At 59.7% G+C, this 20,426-nt stretch carries 8 protein-coding genes; 3 read left to right on the top strand and 5 right to left on the bottom strand.

Annotated elements, in window-relative coordinates; genetic code table 11:
• Nucleotides 1–77: 77 nt before the first annotated feature.
• From melA to radC, 5 genes are all read right to left on the bottom strand, one after another.
• On the bottom strand, nt 78–1,403 hold the full coding sequence (melA, locus tag J3R75_RS19255) for an alpha-galactosidase (protein ID WP_307265224.1): 1,326 nt from the start codon (nt 1,401–1,403) through the stop codon (nt 78–80).
• Between the two features lie 275 nt (nt 1,404–1,678).
• Nucleotides 1,679–2,242, bottom strand: coding sequence for an IS630 family transposase (locus tag J3R75_RS19250; RefSeq protein WP_307261930.1), 564 nt, complete (start codon nt 2,240–2,242; stop codon nt 1,679–1,681).
• Nucleotides 2,197–2,763 (bottom strand): helix-turn-helix domain-containing protein, encoded by a 567-nt coding sequence (locus J3R75_RS19245; protein WP_307261928.1) that lies wholly within the window; start codon nt 2,761–2,763, stop codon nt 2,197–2,199. Before J3R75_RS19245 ends, J3R75_RS19250 begins: the two co-directional genes overlap by 46 nt.
• 263 nt (nt 2,764–3,026) lie before the next feature.
• Nucleotides 3,027–3,266 (bottom strand): hypothetical protein, encoded by a 240-nt coding sequence (locus tag J3R75_RS19240; RefSeq protein WP_307265223.1) that lies wholly within the window; start codon nt 3,264–3,266, stop codon nt 3,027–3,029.
• Nucleotides 3,267–3,653: 387 nt separating this feature from the next.
• Entirely contained in the window at nt 3,654–4,370 is a 717-nt protein-coding gene (gene radC, locus J3R75_RS19235) for a RadC family protein (RefSeq protein ID WP_307265222.1), read from the bottom strand.
• Between the two features lie 436 nt (nt 4,371–4,806).
• On the opposite strand from radC, the gene J3R75_RS19230 reads away from it, so the two are divergent.
• The 3 genes from J3R75_RS19230 (at nt 4,807) to J3R75_RS19220 (ending at nt 20,406) form a co-directional block, all read left to right on the top strand.
• Nucleotides 4,807–7,482, top strand: coding sequence for a prenyltransferase/squalene oxidase repeat-containing protein (locus tag J3R75_RS19230; RefSeq protein WP_307265221.1), 2,676 nt, complete (start codon nt 4,807–4,809; stop codon nt 7,480–7,482).
• The gene (locus tag J3R75_RS19225; RefSeq protein ID WP_307265220.1) at nt 7,466–11,308 is read left to right on the top strand and encodes a hypothetical protein; all 3,843 of its coding nucleotides are present in this window, start codon (nt 7,466–7,468) and stop codon (nt 11,306–11,308) included. The genes J3R75_RS19230 and J3R75_RS19225 overlap by 17 nt, the downstream gene beginning before the upstream one ends.
• A 68-nt stretch (nt 11,309–11,376) precedes the next feature.
• Complete coding sequence (locus J3R75_RS19220) at nt 11,377–20,406, top strand: RHS repeat-associated core domain-containing protein (protein WP_307265219.1); 9,030 nt, start codon at nt 11,377–11,379, stop codon at nt 20,404–20,406.
• Nucleotides 20,407–20,426: the final 20 nt, after the last annotated feature.

Here is a 20,426-nt window from a genome sequence, read left to right as displayed (position 1 = left end):
GGTTCTACGTTAGGCGAGTCGCCGCAGTGAGGCGGCGACTCGCGGGCTTCATGTCGTGTTATTTGGCGGCTTGGCCGTCAGAAGTCGATGGTTTTGAATTGCGGCAGCCAGGGCTGGTTGAAAGCGAGCATGGCCTTGACCATGTCTTTGATTTCAGCCAGTGACAGACAGGCGGCGGTAAGCGGGTCGTAGCAGATTGCCTGGTAGATCATGCGGGCGTCGCCGATGAGTGAGCCGGTCACGGCCATTTCCTCGATGGCGACGCTGAGATTGTTGAGCGCGGCCAGTTGAGGCGGCAGGGCGCCGACATGGATGGGGTTGAGGCGGTTGCGGGTGACCAGCACGGGCACTTCCACGCAGGCGTTTTCAGGCAGATTGGTGATCAGGCCGGTGTTGGGGATATTGCCGTTGAAGACGTAGGTGTCGCCGCCGAGGTAGGCGTTGATGATGTAGGCGGCATATTCGGCGCCGCGCTGGAGCTTGAGGGGCTCGGGGTTGTTGAGCCATTTCTCAATCTCGTCCTTCCAGTTCTTCTGGCGGTCCTCGTAGGACTTGACGATGAATGCGTGGGCGCCGGGATTCCAGCCTGTGCCGTTGGTGCAGTACTTCTCGATGAGCTCGGGGCGTTTGCGGAACCACCAGTTGTATTCGGAGTTGTGGCCGCTGGACTCGGTGACGTAGTAGTCCATGGCGAGGAACATCTCATTGCGGACCTGCTCCTCGTTGTACACCTCGGGGCGCTTCATGGCTTCGCGGATCAGCGGATAGGCGTCCTGGCCCTTCCACTTGTATTCGAGGTAGAACGCCTGGTGATTGATGCCGGCGCAGACGTAGTCGATTTCGCTCATGGGGGCGCCGATCCATTTGGCGAGCATGCTGGCCGTGCCTTGGACGCTGTGGCAGAGACCGCTGACCTGGATCTTCGACTGGCTTTGCATCGCGCGGCAGAGCATGGCCATCGGGTTGGTGTAGTTGAGCAGGATTGCGTTCGGGCAGAGCTCTTCCATGTCCTTGCAGATGCTCAGCATCACCGGCGCCGTGCGCAGAAAACGGAAGATGCCGGAGGGACCGCGCGTGTCGCCGACATTGATGTCAACGCCGAACTGCTTGGGGATCTCAATGTCCTTGCGCCAGATATCCAGGCCGCCATTGAGAATGGTGCAGAGTACGGCGTCGGCGCCAGCAAGGGCTTCGCGGCGGTCTTTGGTGACGACGATTTTGGCGGGGTAGTTGCCTTCTTTGACGATGCGGTTGACGGCCTTGTGAATGTAGGCGAGGCGTTCGTCATCAACGTCCATCAGGGCGATGGTGGCATCCTGCAGGCGTGAGAAAGTCAGGACGTCATTGACCAGTTTGCGGGTGAAACCGAAGCTGCCGGCGCCAATAAACGCAATTTTCGTCATGAGGCGACTCCTGGGGCTGTGGGCTATGTTTGGGGGTGGGATTTTGCCGGCAAGAATTGCTGGCTGTTGATAATGAGTAATATAAGCCAAGGGGACTTAACCGCAACTCGGGCGGCGTGCTGCAGGCGGGACTCGGCGGGACTCGGTGGACTCGGTGGACTCGGTGGACTCGGTGGACTCGGTGGACTCGGTGGACTCGGTCAGCGAGTGAAACCAGCCGGTTCTGGGGTCTTTTGTATTCAGCGCCAACGGCGCGACCTAATTCCAATTAAAAATCAAATTGCACTAATCATCCAAGGCCAGCAAAACATTTGGGACACTTTATTGACCATTGTCAATGTTCCCTGTGCCAGTTTGCCCAGTTCGTGTTCAACTTTTTCCACCACATCATTCAGATTTTCAAAGTAACGATTAGCGCAGGCCTTTTCGCGAGTGTAATCCCAAAGGTGTTCAACAGGGTTCAACTCTGGGCAATAGGGAGGCAACTGTAGCAAATGGACGTTTGCTGGGATTTCCATCTCTTTTGAACGATGCGAACTGGCTCCATCGACTACCATTAACAAGTAATCATCAGGGTACTTGCGACTAATTTGCTGTAGAAACAAAATCATGTTTTCAGTATTCATCATGTCCGTCACACTCCAGTCAATGTCCCCATCAAACGGGCTTATGGCGCTGTATATGTATTTAAATTGTCGTTCAATAGCTGCTACTACTAATGGCCGGACGCCAGAGGGAACCCACGCTGCACGAATCACCGGTAATCTTCCAAAGCGAGCCTCGTCCTGGAACATTATGCGAAGATTTTTTCCCTCCAATTTGGACTGGATGGTTGCCATGTGTATCGCTTCAGGAAACGTTTTTTTTTGAATTCCTCAAGTTTTTCAGGGTCATTTTTGGGGTGCGCTTTGTCTGGAACCACTTTATGCCACCTGTGACGATAAAGAATATTGTAGACAGTTTGTTGACTCATTTTGCGGCCAGCTTTGGTTTCCAAGGCACTTTGGATGTCGCCGACTGTCACGACATGTCCTTGAATTGCTTCAGGGGTCATCTGATCGAGGACTTCATTCTCCTCTTCCCAGGTCAAAACCGATCGCCTGTCACCACCCCAAGCCGGGGCATTGATTTCTTCGTCTGCGGAACTTTTCTGTTTGAAATTCTTGATCATTCGTTTGACGGTAGATTGGGATACCCCCAAAACTTCACCGACATTCGCTTGGTCAAGCTTACCCTGAGATGTCAGCACAACGGCGAAGGCAACGAGAAGGTCATCACGATATGGCAAATTATCAATGATTTGTTTAGCCTTTGTCAATTCGGTTTCTGTAATGATAACGCGAGGCCCGGGTTTTCTCATTGTATGCTCCATGTTTTGTGTGGTGGAAAGAGACACCACACTTACCATACAGCAAGAAAACCAGGCAGCCAAGATTAATTGGGTCAATTTGATTTTTAATTGGAATAAGATAGCCCAGGGCAAGCGCTCGCAGGGCGCGCCGCCCTGGGTAGGGAACCCACCCGAAATGAGCCCTGAAAGGGCGACTTAACAACACTGCGAAGGTCGTTATGCACATGACGGGCAAGACGTTATATGGGGTTCCATTGCCTCTTTGGCTCCAGTCAGCTTCGCCGACTGGAGCCAAAGAGGCAGAGGAACACGAACAAAAGATGCGCGTTACCCAGGGCGGCGCTCCGCCTTCGGCGCCGCTTGCCCTGGGCTATCTTAGGCCGCGCTTTCAGCGCTTCTGCCGCTTCGCGACGGAAATGCACGACGAGAAAAGGCTGCTTGGTTGAAACAACAAGTGCCATGGATACCGTTAAATGCAGAGCATCGGTTTCATAGGAGTCATTGATAACCAAAACTGTGGTGCCTCTACGAGGCACTATCAGATGGCAGGCTGCGTCCCCAGGCTAAAGCCTGGGGTTAAGCATGGTTAAGCGCCTACGGCGCAAAAACATGGCCCTCGAATGATGGTTGTTTTTGGCCCAGATCGGACAAGGTAAGTCGCCAGATCGGCCAAGTTCGGCCCGGAGGGCCGTACCATGCGTAACACGGTGTTTGACAGTAAGTTAGAATTGCGCCTGGAGGGCGCCACATTTACTTGACACGTCACGTCTCACCGCGCCAGCGATAGGCATGCCGTGCATCCATTATCCATGGCTGACCGATTACTGCGCCCCGTAATCGCTTTCGTTGTGCGAAGATCGGGCAGGAAGCCGTGACATGGAAGCTACCGCGTGGCGGGGTCATTCTTCGGCGACTTTGAAGAGACCGGCTTCGCGGAAGCTGAAATAGTCCGCGCGGTCGCTCCGTGGCAGGCCGCTGATGATGATATGGTCGATGATGCGGATGCCGATGATATCGCCGGACTGTACCAGCATCTTGGTGACGGCGATGTCTTCTGGCGACGGCGACGGGTCGCCGCTGGGATGATTGTGGCAGATGATGATGGCCGAGCAGGCCTCACGAATGGCGCTGCGGAAGACTTCGCGCGCGTGGACCAGACTGCGATCAACCAGGCCCGTGGTGATCATTTCATTGCGGATGACCCGCAGGCGTTTGTCCAACAGCAGGATGTGAAATTCCTCCTTGACGGTGCCGCGGAAGAGCCCACGCATGAAATCGACGACGAGTTCCGGGTTGTTCGCGTAGGGCTGCGGGGTCAAGCGCTGCTTGGCCAGGCGCCTGGCCAAAGCAAAAGCCGCGCAGAGTTCCAGCGCCTTGGTCTCACCCATGCCGGGCACGCAACAGAGCTCCTTGATTGACGCCACGCTCAAGCCCAGCAGACTGCCCTTGAAGGCTTCAAGCAGTTCCGTCGACATTTGCAGCACTGGCTTGCCTCTGGTGCCCGTACGCAACAGCACTGCCATGAGCTCGGCGTCCGTTAATGCGTCAGGCCCAAGGCGTTTCAAACGCTCGCGCGGCAAGTCAACAATCAACAGTTGTTCAGCAGAATCAGCCATGGTTCACCACGTTGTTTGTGATCGGCGCGCCGGAAGTAGCGTATTGCCGAGAAAACTCTCCGACAGGGAGCTTGCAGCCAAATTACTGCGGTTGCGAGCTGTTTAATATGAAATACTGTTATTTCTAAGTCTTTGCAAATAAGATAAATACAACATAATTCAGCGCGCGTTTTTTGCGAAAAGATTTCGCCGCTTTTTTTTACGGGTGTCACAGATTGATATAAAGCCCACCACAAAAATGAAATCTGCGTTAATCTGCGTCGGCCGCGGAAAAAATAACTCTGCGGATAGTTGGAGTTTCAGCTGCATACGAAATCATACATATTCACAATTTGTTATCATTCAGATACTTGCCGCTTGATTTTGCGATGGTTTAATCTACCTTTGCGGAGTTGCACTAGAATGCATTTAATGCAACCAAGCAAGGAGATCGCCGATGCGTTTTTGTCGAGTAGAGGTCATTTTGGCGGTGTTATTATTGTGCAGCCGAGTAAGTGCGGCACTCGTGCCGGCGGCGGCGCGCGGCGTTGACTATATCGTTGGCTGTCAGCGGGCGGATGGCCTGTGGTCGGCAACGGCAGTGGAAGAGGACGGCCTTGCGGCCATTACTGCGCTGTGGGGACTAGCGGAGCCAAGGGCGTCGTCGTCGCGGCTGTTGGGGCAAAGTGCGCTGCTGTTGCAAAATGGCTTGCCAGCAGACGAGCTGCCAGGCGCCTTGACAGTCTATATCTGTGGTGGTTGTGTCAGTCCGTCTTTGTTGCAACCATTTGCAGTTCAGGGAGACGGTGGCTGGTGCATGGCGCTGGGTGCCCGCGCCGATGTCCTCAGCACGGTATTGGTGGCAGAGGCGCTGCTGCTAGCGCCAGAGCTGGATTTGCCGGCGTTGACGGCTGCTCGCGGCTATCTTCTTGCCCAGCGCCGTGCGGACGGCTGCTGGCGTTTGTGCAGCCAGGCCGCAGCTGGCGATCTGCGCCTGACGGCGCGGGTCGCAAGGCTGCTGGCACACATTGACGCGTTGTCGCCGGCGAGGAGTGACGATGGCGCCGCCGCCGAACTCCACCGTGATCTGGCTGCGCTGCTCGTTGCCACCGGCGGGCAGCTTGTTGCCAGCGTAGATGCGTCTGGTGCAACTGCGTCGGCGCTCGTTGATATGGCGTGGGTGCTGCAGGCACTTTGTCACTTTGGCAGCTGGGCAGAGGCGCAGACGCTTTATCGCGCATTGGTATCCGCCCAGCATCTTGATGGTTCATGGGGCGATGGCGGTGCATCGCGAGTCCTGCGCACGACCAGCGCTGTTGTTGGTGCCTTGCGCTGTTTTGCCATCAACAGCGCCCGGCTGGTGCCCGATCTGGTCGTGCCGTCGTCGTCGTTGCGCTTGCAGACGCCTGCGGGGGATGCCGCGTGGGGGCTTTCGGCAACGGTTTTCAATGACGGCAAGGCCGAGTCGCTGCCTTGCGGTTGGGAGTTGCATTGTGGTCCGCCGGGAGAGAACACGCTCCTGGAGCAGGGGCACGTGCCCGCTCTGGTGCCGAGAGACAGCTGCAAGATCCAAGCGGAAATTACCCCCGTGTCAGAACCGTCCGTGCTTTACGTGCTCATTGATCCGGAGGGTGAGTCTGGCGATGGCTGTCGCGCCAACAATGTGGCTCGTCTAGAGTACCTGCCGGCGCCGGCGGCAGGCAAGATGTCGCTGTGGCTGTCGCCACTGGTCATAGGTTCGGAAGGCGCACCCGAGATGCTGCTGTTGCGTCCCGGCTGCGGCGCGATGATCAGCGCGTTGCTCGTGGCAGATGGCCTGCCGCTGGCGAAGAACCTGCGCGTGGTTCTGTTGGACAACGGCCGTGAATATCTCAGTGATGATATTGCACTCGGGGACGACGGCGCAGGCGAGTACCACTGCGAGTGGTTTCCCGATGAAGGTTGTCATGACCTTGCGTTGCGGGTTATACAGGACGATGACGTCGTCGCCGAGCGGACGGCGTGCGTTGAGGTGAGCTACGATGAGATGCTGCTGAGGATCATTCCCGGCGCGGTGGGAGAGTCGGCGGGGCTGCCGCAGTTCGGCGCCGCTGAGTATGTCAGTGTACGACTGTACGCCGCCGCGACTGACGCCGCCGTGGAGTTGTGGGTCGCCAATGAGCACGACGAGCGGCTGGACACGCCGCTCGTCAGCGCTTCTCTGGAAGGCCGCTATACTTGGCATACAGGCGTGCAGCCGCCCGGACGCTATCGGGTGTATGCGCAGATGGCCGGCGGGACGGGCGTCGTCTCGGCCGATTTCGCCATCGTGGCCAGCTGCGAGCTGCGTGATCTGAGCGTGCTGCAGCCGGAGTTCGCTGCGCGCATCGGCGTCGGGGATACGGTGCAGACGCCGGTCGTCGTCAGCTGGGCGCAGGTGTGTAATAGCGCTCAACGCCTGCAGTTGTCCTGGACCTGGTCGGGCCCGGATGGCGTGGAGCTAGCTGCAACGGACGCGGCGCACGAGATAGACTGTGTTCAGGGAGCGCTGACGCAGCAGGCGGCCATGCCTGAGCCGGCGGCCTTGTCTTTTCCCCAGGCGGGCAAGTACGACTTTACCGCTGTGGTCACGGATGGCGAGACGATGTTGACGGCGGAACGAACAGCGCGGGCGATAGCGCTGCCATCACTGTCCGTCGAGCAGACAGTTCAGCCTGAAAGTCTCGGCTGGGAAGCCTGCGAAGTCGCGGTCTGTACCACTGTGAAGTTGCATGCGGGCGCTGGTGGCGTGGGTGGTCTGCGTATCCTGGAGCAGGAGCCATTGTCGACACAGGTCGATGATCCCGGTGGCGAGATTGACATCGTCCTCAAGGGTATCTGCGATGACGATGGGCAGATAATCGTAAAAGGGGCGCTCGCAGCCCGGGTGCTTTATGGTCGCTGCGGGCAGGAAACGTCTGCCGCCGATGATATGGCCGGGGGCTTGTTTGCCATCCTCGATGGCATCTGCCACATCAGCTACTCACCGGGCGGCAGCGCCTTGTCGGCGGGGATGTCGGCGCCGGTCATCATAGCCTTATTTGATCCGCAGACTGACCAAGGAGTCGGCTGTATTGAAGTGCACGTGGAGGGCGGCGATGAAACGAATCCGTGAACTGAGATTGGCGTGTCTGTGTTCTATCCTGCATATCCTTGGCTGCTGTCTTTATGCCGCCGATACACCGATAATTATTTTTGCGCCGCGTGACAGCGTGTACGCGACCGACAATGTCCAGCTCTGGGCGGTTCTTCCGGGACCACGCCAGCAGTTGCATGACTGGCAGTACCGCTGGGAGCTGACACCTGGCGAGGGCGTCGCGGTCAGTACTCCGGCAGGAACGGCTGTTTATGCAGATTTTATCGACGATTCACGGAATCTGTGCTGCCCAACCGACGTTGTGCTTGAGGAGGGGCGACACAGCGGCGCTCTTGACCTGCGACTGCAGGTGACCAATGCCGAAGGGCAGGTCATCACGCAGGAAAAAACGTTGCGGGTTCTGGCTGACTCGCCGCCGGGCACGAGTGCCGAGCTCGAAGAACGCCGCCAGGATGCGATCTGTCGTGGCTTGCATTGGCTGATGCTGGTGCAGACGGCGGATGGCTGCTGGTGCCCGTTTCTGTTGGATGAAAGCCAGAGTGGCCAGCATCGGACTTCGTCTACTGCCTGCGCCCTGTGGGCATTCGGCAACTGTGGCTATGGGCTAAGCCGACAGCAAAACAATCCCTTTGTGGACGTGGTGCTTGAAGGCATCGAATTCCTCCTGCGTGAATCAGACATCGTGCATCTGACGCCGGTCGCCGGCAGGGATTGCGATCGTAACGGCAATGGCATTGCCAGGGTGCTGGGGCGCCACAATACCTTTGAAAATTACACCCAGCCGATGGCTATTGCCGGCATTATCGCCGCCGGTCTGCCGAATTGCGCCATCACCCGCGAGGGGCAGCGGCGGCTTCTCCGTGATGAAATCAATGACGCCTGTGATTACACGCTGTGGCAGCTTTTTCGTGAGCCCTACGGGAACTGGCCCTACAACATTACGGGGATTGAGGGCGGCAACGATTTATCGACCGCAGGCTGGAATTACCTGGGCATGGACGCCATGGCCGCCTGGGATATGCCAGTGACGCCCGAGGCGTTCCGCCATTGCCAGAAATTATTAGCGGAAACTTATCGGCCCGCTGCGGGGCGTTTTGTCTATCGTTTTTGGGAGGAAACCATGTCGCTGTCGCTGGACGCGTCAGGTATCTTTGGCGTCTATGTGGTCGCCCAGGCGGCAAGCAAGCCGGAATATCGGCGCTATGAGAATCTTGATCTTACCGCTGGTGAGATCATCACTCGGGCGCTGGCGGTGTTCAATAAGACAGTCAGTGACAGCGGCAATCTCGGTTGCGGCTATTTCTACTGGCTGGTGGCCAAGACCTTGCAGAAACTGCAGATACGCTATCTGCATGTCAACGGGCAATGGCTGGACTGGCGCCGTCATCTTGCCGCTGGCGAGCATGATTGGGCCGGCTTCTGGCAGCAGATCTTGTCTCTTCAAGAACCTTGCGGCAAGTGGGTGTTTGTCTGGGATAAGTTCCGCTACTCGGTTTACAGCGATGAGCTGGAAACCGCTTTGATGCTACTGACGCTCTCTGACCAGCTGGTTAATCCCATGCCGCCAGTGGCCAATGTCGCGCTGAAGGCGACGGTTCAGGAAAAACACGTCGATATCCTCCACAGCGAGGATTTCAGCAGACCAGACACGGCCGGGCAGGGGCCGTTGACGCTCTATCGTGCGCTCAGCGAGGACGAACTAGTGGACGCCGATGCTACTCTCTGGTTTCGTTTCACACTCCCTGAATGTAGCCAGGATGAGTTGATTACCTTGCAAAATGACTTGACCCTGACTTACGTCGACCGGTGGGGCCGAGATCAATCGCGGCAATACGGGCCTTTGGCGATTATGCGCCAAAAGACGACGCAAAACGAAGAGACCGAGGAACCCGAGGAGCCCGAGGAACCCGAAGAGCCCGAGGAGCCCGAAGAGCCCGAGGAACCCGAAGAGCCTGAGGAGCCCGAAGAGCCCGAGGAGCCCGAAGAGCCCGAAGAGCCCGAGGAACCCGAGGAACCCGAGGAGCCTGAGGAGCCCGAGGAACCCGAAGAGCCCGAGGAACCCGAAGAGCCCGAGGAGCCCGAAGAGCCCGAGGAGCCACCCGTGCCCGAGGAACCACCCGTGCCGGAAGAGCCGCCAGCGCCCGAAGAGCCACCAGCGCCGGAGGAACCTCCAGCGCCAGAAGAGCCACCAGCGCCGGAAGAACCACCAGCGCCGGAAGACCCGCCGGCGCCCGAGGAACCACCAGCGCCCGAAGAACCGCCTGTGCACGAGGAACCACCCGTGCCGGAAGAACCACCCGTGCCGGAAGAGCCGCCGGCGCCCGAAGAACCACCCGTGCCCGAGGAACCGCCCGTGCCCGAGGAACCGCCCGTGCCCGAGGAACCACCCGTGCCCGAGGAACCGCCCGTGCCCGAGGAACCGCCCGTGCCCGAGGAACCACCCGTGCCCGAGGAACCGCCTGTGCACGAGGAACCACCCGTGCCGGAAGAGCCGCCGGCGCCCGAAGAACCACCAGCGCCCGAGGAACCGCCCGTGCCCGAGGAACCACCCGTGCCCGAGGAACCGCCTGTGGATGAAGACGATTCATCCAATGATGCCAATAAGCCAGTCTACTGGTGGGGTGGCGGTGGTCGTTTGGCTGCCGATCTTCGGGAGCAAGTGCCTGCGGCCGAAGACAAGTTGGCATCAGTACCGTTGGATATTTCCTTGCGGGCTGCCCCCAAGCAGCCGGAGCGTTACTGGCGTCCGATGGTGCTTGAGCCGGCACCTGCTTTGCCAGCGGCGTGGACGGTGATTGCTGGCGACTCACGCGATATTCATGGAGAGCTTCGGACCATATCCTCTTCATCTACAGTTGCTTCGACGTTGTTGCCGGGTGGCTCGGGGAGCACTTCTGCAGATGCGCTGACCGCTGAGACGACGTTGGCAGCCCTGCCGGAGTTAGCCAAAGGTGTTTCTACGGCATCATCAGACATAGCTCCTGCTAGCCGCTCACGGGGTGTTGCTGCAGCCGGGGCAGTTTCTGAATCCTTTACTCGTGACGGTCAAGACGTTGCGCTGAATGATGGTGCGGAGAAAGGCGTGGTGCTCTTCAGCGTGGATGATGTCGTTGCTGGCGAGGCCAGGGACCTGATTGAGCTGCCGACAGAGCAAACAAGTAACAGCGAAATCTCTCTCCAATTCATTGTTCATCAGTCGATTGGTGGTAACACGAACAGTGATTTTGATGTCATTTTGCGTGACAGAGACGATGCAAGTGGCGTCAGCGTGCAAGTGTCGCGCGCATCGGCGCACCAGCCTTACGTGATCGCGGCCCGGCAGTACATCGTCCTTGGTGGCAACGGCCACGACTTTTCGCCAGATCTGCAGTGGCATGCCGCCAGAGTGCTGCCGGCTTCTGCTGTAACGTCCTGTCGCTCTCTCAGTGCAGCCGAGTGGTCGGCGGATTTGGCCAGGCGTTGGCTGGCGCTAGCGGAAAGAGCGACCATTCATCATGGCGACCTTCGGATCACAGCACCAGTGGAACTTCCTGCAGGTGTGTTGTTGGTGGTCGGGGATGTCGAACTGAGCGTGACGGGTCAGCTGCAGTGCAGCATCCTGGCGACAGGGCGCATTCGCGTTCGCAGTCGGCACGCATTCTTTAAGCCGCTGGTCGATAACGTCCTCTTTCTTAGCGAAAGTGACATCGATATTGGCGGCGGCGACAATGGATATCGTGGTGACATCGCCGCACTGGATAGCCGGCTGCGCATTCAGGGGCGACGGCAGCGCTTTGCCTCAGGCAGCCTGTGGGGCCGACATGTGCTCATCCGTGGTGAAAACCACGCATTCATCAGTGACTAGCCAATCGGAGGCGTTTCGCCTGATTAACTCGTTGGCAAGTGGCTGGCAACTCAGAGGAGGACACTAGCATGAAAAACAAATGGGGCATTTGGGATTGGGTGTATGTGATTTGGACTCTGGTGGTCTGCCTGCTGGCTATGTGGGCATGCGACGCCGCGGCTGGCGAAATCGCCTTGCGTGACGCACTCAATGACTTTCGTCAAGATATAACTCACATGCCAGGTCGCGGTATTGGCCGCGGCGATCGGCAGCTCCGCGAGGAACGAGTCGGCAATGCCGTAGAATTGACCAGTGCCTGCATGGAGCATTTGACGCGCCAGGGGTATGACTGTCGAGTGGTCTTCGGCCGCGTCGTTCTCAGCCCTGCACAAGCCGCAGCGTGGGCGGCGTTGCCCCGCGAGGGGATACAGCAGGCGTTGGGCGATGAAAGCCACCCCGTCGTGTGGACTGAAGCCGGTTTGTCGTTCGATATGCCTTGGCTGCAGGTGCTTAGTCATGACCTCTGGGGATTTGGCGCCGCCGATGACACTGCCGCCATCTGGGTCAATGTTTTTCCGGCGCTGATTGCCCATGACTGCGCGCCGAGTGTGGAATGCGATGCCATCATCGCCGCAGCGACGCGGCTAACGCAGGGCGTGGGCGCAATCACCACCCTCGACTATGGCGTCGACGGTATCGCAGCGGCGCTGGGCATCCAGCGCTTCCCAGCGACCATGGTCGCCGAGCAGCTGGCGCAATGTCTGGTTGTGGATGAAGTCGCGGCGTCACACACGATGCTAACGGCTGCGACATCTTTACCGGGCTACCGTGGCGTCAGCTGCCTATCGCCGGCGCCAGTGGCCATTCTGGAGGAATACGGCAGTTATGCGATCATGCCGCCTGAGCTGCGGGCCTGTGTCGTTTTCCGCCTGTTAGCAGATGGCGAGGAGGTACTGCGCTGGCAATGTCCACAGGAAGACATTGGTGCGCAAACGTTTGCCTTGCAATGGCTTGATGATTGCGAGGAACCAAGCGAGGCAGCTGCACGTGGCGATTCACGAGGCGCCTGGCGGCCTTTACTCAGGATGGACGGTCATGTTGTCGTAGAAGGAAAGATGGTTTCTGAGGGGGGCGTTCTGTCTCTCGTTTGTTGCCGCTACGCCGATGCCGCTGCGACAACACTCAGCGACCAGGTCCGTTTTGCTATTGAGCCCCGCCGCGAATGTCGTTGGGTGGTCAGCTCCGGCACGATGGCGCCGCCGGAGCCAGACGGCGACGCTGACGCCGTGGCGCAGCAGCTGCGCCGTTGCGCGTATCTGCAGGATTGTCAACGCCGCATTGCGGGTGCGGAATTCGGCTGGCAGGACTGCGCCTGGCTGCGGGTGCTGCTCCTGGAGCGCAATGACGCTGCGCCAGTTGCCACAACCGCCGATGATGCCAACGCGGCTGGTATTGCGGTGTCATGGCGTTTGGTCCTTCCCGAGGAAGAGCCAGCCGCCTATGCGTGTACGGCAGCCGGCGTGAATCCTGACGCGTGCCGTCGTGCCTGGTCCATGGCCATGGCGTTTGCGCCCATGCTGGCGCTGGAATGGCTGGCCAATACCAGTGACGGCATAACCATTACGTCGTCGCTGAACGCCTTTCGCGTTGCGTTTCAGCGCCAGTCGCAGTGGCTGTGGCTTCCTAAGGAAGCTGGCGCAGTGGCAAACAGCGACGAAATGATTGTGCCCTGGCTGGCACTGGCGGCAGCCGCGCCGCAAGCCGAATGGTTTGGCGCTTGCGCAATGGGTGGCGAAACGCCATTGCCAGTATGTTCATGGCCCGAGGCGCAAAACAGTTGCCAGCTGCATATCATGGCAAACGCTGGCGGAGTGGTATCGCCGGCAGCCGTGGTCAGCCTGGATGACGTCTGCGGCGATGACAGCAACGCGGCCGCACTGGACTTTTTCTGCCGCGTGTATCAGCGGGTTTTGGCGTTGATCAGGCACCTGTATGACGCTCAGTGCGGAACCGTTCCGCAATGTCTCAAGGATTTGACGGCGATGGCGTTGCTGGTCGGGTTGACGGACGAGGCTGCCGCTTTGCCGCAGATAGAATCCATCACCGTTCCAACTTGCTGGTCCAGGGCATCGGGCGAATGCCCCATTCGGCTGCAGCTGGCGCGAAGCACGTGGTGGGCGCTGTGCATCGAAAACGCGGTTGGTGAACCGCAGTGGCGGCAGCGCGGAACGGATTGCACTGCCGAGTTACGCTGGCCTTTGCACGATTTGCGACAGCATCTCTGCGCGGACGGTAGCTACGTCCTGCGGCTGCGCGCCGGTGATGGACAGCACGTGGAAGAGCAATGCCGCAACGTGGTGCTGGATTCGCAGGCGCCGGCGTTGAGCCTTGAACTGCTGGGCGGCATGTCATTGCCCGGTGTGCGCTATAGCGTGAACGACGCGTCGCCGGCAACTGCGGAACTGGTTTTGACTGATGACGCCGGCACTGTCATTCGACGCTGGGACGCCCTGCCCATCAACGCACCAGCCGAATTGCTCGTCGACAGTGCCGATGTGGCTGTTGGCAATTATCTGTTAACGCTTTATGCCAAGGATGCCGCCGGCAATTGCGCCAGCAAAGAACTCGCGCTGGACCTCCTTGGCGGGCCGGGTGTCCTCCCCGAGCTGCGCTTGCGCATAGTCGGGCATGAAGCCCTCGAACCGGTTCTGACGACCGACGCGCGCCTGGAAGTGCTTGCCAAAGGCATAGACGATTTGCAGGAGTGCGCGCTGTTTCTGGATGACGACATTTTGCTGGCGACTGGTCCCGGTCCCTTGCTGGCGGAGACCTTGTATGTCTCGCAATGGCCGGCGGGCCGCCATGTCCTGCAGGCCGTGGCCTGGGATGAAGCCGGCGATGAGTATTTGTCAGCAAGCATCGCCTGTTATATCCGGCCTGAAGAAGGTGACGACAATCTGCCGCCCATGTTGGACGTTGCCCTCGATGGCTGGCCGCCTGACGCGAACTCGACCCTCGCCGTCAGCGCTTGGGACAACCGCGACCTGCAGTGCATGCGCGTTTGGCTGGATGGCGAGCTCATGTGCGATGAAAGCTTTATGCCGGGCACCCAGGAGGGTAGGCTAGAAAATCTGCCGATCTCGGCTTCGGTGCTTGTGCGTGGGCTGTGGCTGCAGGCGAGTGATCGCGTCGGCAATCTGCGACAACGGCTGCTGCGCTATCCCGATGCCAGTGCGGCGGGTGATGAAAAGCCCATCGTCGTGTTCTGCAGTCCCCAGCTCAATGGCGGGCCTCTGCAAGACGATATTGAGTATCAGCTGTACAAGGAAAGCGCCGGCGAGCTGGCGTATATCTTCTTGCGGCTCAATGGCGAGCTGCTGAGCGAGCACTTTTTCCCATGGGAAACCGAGTTTGCGGGCACCATACCGCTGGCGTCATGCCGTGGAGGCGAAAATCTCCTGGAATTGCAGGCTGTGGGCGTCAATGGCATCGCTGCGGATACCGTCGTCGCGCGCTTCACTGTGCCGGTCATTGTCGATATGACTTTGACGCCAGACGTCGTCTGCGGTTGGGCTGGAGATGACCCGACAGTGACGCTCACGGCGACGCTGCGACAGGAATGCGCCTGGACGGCGTCCGTGCCGTCCGTGCCGGCAGTCGTCCCGCAGCATGGCTATGGCAGCGTGGTGCAGTGGTCGTTCTCCAGCGCGGATTTTGCCGACGGCAGCTACCAGGTGCGCATTGACTTGCCGGATTTGGGCTTGTGGCGCGAACGCAGTCTGGAGGTTGATCATCAGCGTGGCGAGGTCATCGCCCAGATCACCCAGCCTGTCACCGGCGTGCTCAAGGAGGGCGTGGTCAGGGTCATGGGGAGTGCTTGCTATAGCGAAGAAGGGCGCGAGGTCAGCTATCAGCTCGCGGTCAGGGACGAGCATGGCGAATGGCTGATCGTTTGTCCGCGGCAGAACGATCCGCATTGCGCGGCGATGCTGCCCGCGCGGGCACGACCCGCGGCTGAGGACGAACGCCGGCTTTGCGTAAACGGTGCTGTGACTGCCGCCGAGTTGGCGTTGCTGGACTTGAGCGGCTTGCCCGACAGCCGCTATGAGCTGTACCTGGAGGTCGCCGCAGCGGGGCAGCGCGCGGCTGACCAAGTCGTTTTCCAGCTGGCCAGCGACCTGAAGAGCGGGCCATTTACCTGGCAAGAACAGGATTTGCGCGTCCCGGCTGGAGCAATGATGATCAAAGCCACTCGCAATTACGCGTCAGATTCATTGCAAGATGGCGATTTCGGGCCGGGCTGGTCCTTGAATCTGTCGGCGATGGACGTCGTCATTCCCGAAGAACGCGCGGAGCTCACCGATGTCTTTGGCGGGACCATGTCAATTCGCCAGGGCGGCAGTCGCGATGTCTGCGTAATGCTGCCTGACGGGCGGCGAGCGACTTTTGCGTATGAACTCGTGCCCGGCGGTGGCATGTCTTTTTGCTACTACGCGCAATGGCGAGCGCCGGACGCCGTGGCGGCGACGCTGGCACCGACGGTGTCCAACAAGCTGATGGCGCTGCCGGGCTTGGAACCCTACTGGGAAGCCGCCGGCATGGCGACGCCGTGGGAAAACTATGATTTTCCGGGGTTCGTGCTGAGTTGCCAAGACGGCAATAAATACCTGCTGGAGAGAAAATTCCTTGGCGATGCCGAGCTGCTTGTCGGCGGTGCTGGCGGTTCCGACGACGGCGAGAGTTACGCCCATGTCGCCGCCTACGGCCAGGCGCGATTGCGCGAAATAACGACCAGCGAAGGCGAGCGCATCGTCTTCGCTGCAGACAGTATCAGCAGCCAGTCGCTTGCTGGTCGCCTGAAGGACATTATGAAGATTGAACGCGGGCATGAGGGTGACAACCGCATTACGGCCATTGACTCCTTGCAAGGCGAGCAGCTACGCATAGAATATGCGTATGATGAACTCGGTCGGCTGGTTCAGGTGTGGCATGGCCGTCTTGGTCAGGATCGGCAGTTGTGGCGCAGCTACGCCTATGACGACGAACGTTTTCCCTTCCACCTCACGGCGATCCGCGACGGCCGTGGCGCGTTGCTCTTCGCTCAGCGTTTTGACGCGTTGGGACGGATCTGCGCCACGACTAACGCCGACGGCGCCGAAACGACTGTCCTGCGGGACTGCATCGCTGGCGTCGAACTGCGCACGGATCCGCTCGGTCATGAAACGACCATTCTACACGACGCCCGGGGCAACATTAGTGCCGTCGTCGCACCCGATGGCGCCTTGACCAGCTATGATTATGACGCCGCCGGTCGTGAAAGCGCTGTCACCAACCCGCTGGGCGAAAAGAACTTGGCAGTCTATGACGACTTGGGTCGGCTGCAGGCGCGGATTGAGCCGCTCGGCCAGCGCACGGACTATGTGTACGCCGACAACGGCCGTTGCCGGCGCATTGTCGATCCACTGGGGCGACTGACCGATTACACCATGGACACGCAAGGGCGGAATACCAGCATCACGACGGCGACGGGCGATGTGGTAACCATGAGCTACGATGCGCAGGGACGCGTGAGCAGTTTCACGGGCGGTGAGGGGTTGGAGCCCATTCTTGTGACCTACGATGAACGAGGACGGCCGCAGGCCATTACCGATATGCGCGGCTTGCAGATACAGTCTGAGTACGATGACAGTAATAATCTGGCAGTGAAGACCTTGCATTTTTTTGCTGATGATAGTTCTCAGATCAGTGAGCTTAGCGTCGCCGCCGACTATGACGTTGAGGGACGGCCGACAAGCGTCTACGATTCACTCAACAATTGGCAGAAAACGACTTATGACTATCGCGGGCGGGCTGTACAGGAGGCCGCGAGCAGCGGCCAATGCATGAACCGGCGCTTCGACGCCATGGACCGCGTGGTCGAAACCTGGGATGACGCCGGCGTTCTCTGGCGTTTTGTCTACGATGCCGCCGGGCAGCAGGTGCTGGCGGCCGGCCCCTTCACACTTCCCGAGAACCAGCGGGAGCAGCCGCCGGAGATACTGATCTTTCCCCAGGCCGAACGCAGGCATTTTGACGCCTGCGGGCGGCTCATCAGCCTGGTGCTGCTTAATGACGTCGCTGTGATCCGTGATGATCTTGGCGCCGGGCAGTACCGCTGTCAGTCGCTGGCCAGTGGCGGCAGCGCCGCAAGCGCCACCAGGGACTACGATGCCGCCGGCCGGCTGCGTTTTTTGCGCTCGCTCGCCGGCGTCGAACAGTATTTTGAGTACGATGCCAATGGCCGCTGCGTTGGCATGAGTGATGGTGCTGGGCGAGGGCGGCGCTGGGAATATGACGCCATTGGCAATGTCACGGCAGTGTTTGATGCCGCCGGCAACCAGACGCTGTGCAGCTACGATGATCGCGGGTTGCCGACGGTGGTCATTGGTCCCGGCGGCGGTATCACGTTGACCGAATACGATGCGCAGGGCCGGCTGCGCCTGACACATAACCCAACTGGACTACTTGCCAGCAACAGCTTCACGACCGCCGGCCAGCTGGCGTCGGTGCGGTTTTGCGCTGGCGACGGCGATGATCAGGATGGTGGTGGAGATGATGCAGCCCGCCGACTAGGGCAGGGCAGCAAGGCCAGAAGCGACGGCGGCGGCGACAGCGACGCACTGGCCGAGTACAGCTACGAGTACAATGCGACGCTGGGGCTGGCGGCCATTATCGACCCACTGGGGCGGCGGCATGATTTCGAGGTGGACGAATTTGGCCGCGAATGCCTTCAGCGCCTGCCCCTGGGGCAGGAATGCACGGCGATCTACGACAGCGGCGGCCGGCTGCCTTCGCGTCGCAGCGATTTTTTGGGCAACCGCATTGCTTACAGCTATGACGCGCATGGGCATCTACGCGAGAAACGGGTCGCGGCTGCGGGCGATGCCGCCTGCGAGTTGCTGTATCGCTATCGCTATGATGCCTTTGGCCGCTGCGAGTCCATCACGCTGGCTGCCGGCGACGACGATGTCGCCGAGCAATTGCTGGCTTGTGAATACAACGCCGCCGGGCGCATGGTGCGTCAGGACAACGCTGGGGTGGTCTTGCAGCGCGAATACGATGCCGATACGCGGGTGATCAGACAATGGACTGATAATACGGACCTGCGTTATACCTACGATGCAGGCGGAGCCCTGTCCACGATGGTCGTGCACAAGGCGGCCGGTCGCGAGCTGAGCCAACCAGACGAGTACGGCTTCGAGTACGACAAAGCCGGCCATCTTAGCCGGCTCAGCCGTCCGGATGGTTCCGTGAGCAGTTTCACCGTGGACGGGCGGGGATTGGTCACGGCCATCCACCACGACGCTGGCAGCCAGGCATTGCAGCAGGAAAGCAGCTACGAGCATGACGCTGCCGGCCGTTGCGTCAGCGCCTTGGATAGCTGGAGCGATGACGGCAGGCAACGCCACGAACGGCGGCAGAGCTACCGCTATGATGCGCTGGGACGGCTCTGCCGGGAAGAGTCCTGGTGCGAGGGGCTGGCCGCTTTCTGCTACAGTGAAGAGAGCAGTTACGACGCAACGGGCAATCGCGTCAGGTCTGTTCACACCGACGAACGCGGCGCCATGACCGTCAGGGCCTTTGAGTACGACGCCAATGACCGCCTGCTTAAAGAAGAGGTGCAGAATAGCTCCGAGAGCTACCAGATTCTCTACAGTTGGGACGCCAATGGGTCGCTGCTCAGCCGCGTCGCCGGTGGAGCGTATCCCGATGAACGGCGCTACACTTGGGACGCCGAGAACCGGTTGGTCGCCGTGCATATTGACCAGCCCAATGCGGCGTCGGGGGCAGTGCACTGGTCGATATTCTACGATTACGATGTCCGGGGAATACTCAGCGGCTGCACCCGCGAACGGCGGCAGAACCAGCTAGTCGAGCGCAGTCGCTATCGCTTGGTGATGACGCCGTCCGAGCCGGACGGCATGCCAGTGTTGCTCGAATGCCAGTTGCTGGAGGGAACGGCGGACGATTCGTTGCAGTCCTTTGTGCAGAACGGGCAGTTGGTGGCGCGCTACGGCGCCGATGGCGAGGCGTGGCAATGCGCCGGTGACCGTCTTGGCACGGTGAGCAGTGAGCGATCCGGCGCTACGCGAGTCCGCCAGGGCTACGACGCGCGTGGCGTGCCGCTGCTGCCCTCGCGTGAGACGCCCGGTCATGGCTTTGCGGGCGAATGGCAGGACCCCGTCACGGGGCTGGTCTATCTGCGCAGCCGCTTTTATGCGCCCGAACTGGGGGCATTTATCTCCCGCGATGCCCATCCCGGCCAGCTCAGCCAGCCCATGAGTCTGCACAAGTACGCTTATTGCCTGAACGACCCGGTGAACCGCTGCGATCCCGGTGGTTGTTTTTCCATGCTCAGCTGTATGTCGGCCATGTGGTCGCAAGTAAGCAGTGCCTGCAACACCTTCATTCGCTATCGCGTGCCGTTGCAGATTGCGACCGAGTTGTCTTGGGGCGTCTTTTCCTTGTCCGATTTCATGACTCGCGAGGCGGAAAAGACCAACGCGACAGTCGTCGTGCATGGCGTCATGCCGCATTTTCCGGGCTACTCTAAGGACCTGACCAGCGGTCTTGACGGCCGCATCGACAACCAGGACTACTACGAATTTCTCTGGTCGGGGTTCTCAATGGCCATTTTCCCGTGGCTGCCCAACCCGCTCCAGCACGGCATCGCCAAGGCAAGCCTGCGCAGTTGCCTGCTGGCGATTGAGCAGAAGGGCTACCGTCATCTGTCGCTGATCGGGCACAGCTGGGGCACAGTGTTGTCGCTGGACGCCCTTGAGCAGCGCGATGTGCCCATTCACACCTGGGTGACCATGGGATCGCCGCTGCCGAGAGTCACGCCGCGTTTTCCCTTTCGCAACTGGCTTAATGTCTTTTCTGCCTCTGATCCCATCGTCTATCTGGAGATTCAGCCGTTCTTTCGCTTCGCCAGCGAGCCCATGGAGCCGCTTTTTGCGCAGGAGAGCCCGCCCGAACAACACGGCGTCGGCAATCAACCGCTCCTCGATGCCCACAGCTGCTACTGGACGGACTACATGACCATCAAGCTGATCGCAAACCTCCTGAAAGCACAGTAGCCTGAGTGCTCCGCGGCTTG

It is taken from the genome of Oligosphaera ethanolica, assembly GCF_030814695.1.
Taxonomy (GTDB): Bacteria; Verrucomicrobiota; Lentisphaeria; order Oligosphaerales; family Oligosphaeraceae; genus Oligosphaera; species Oligosphaera ethanolica.
This window is presented reverse-complemented; position numbering and strand designations above follow the sequence as displayed.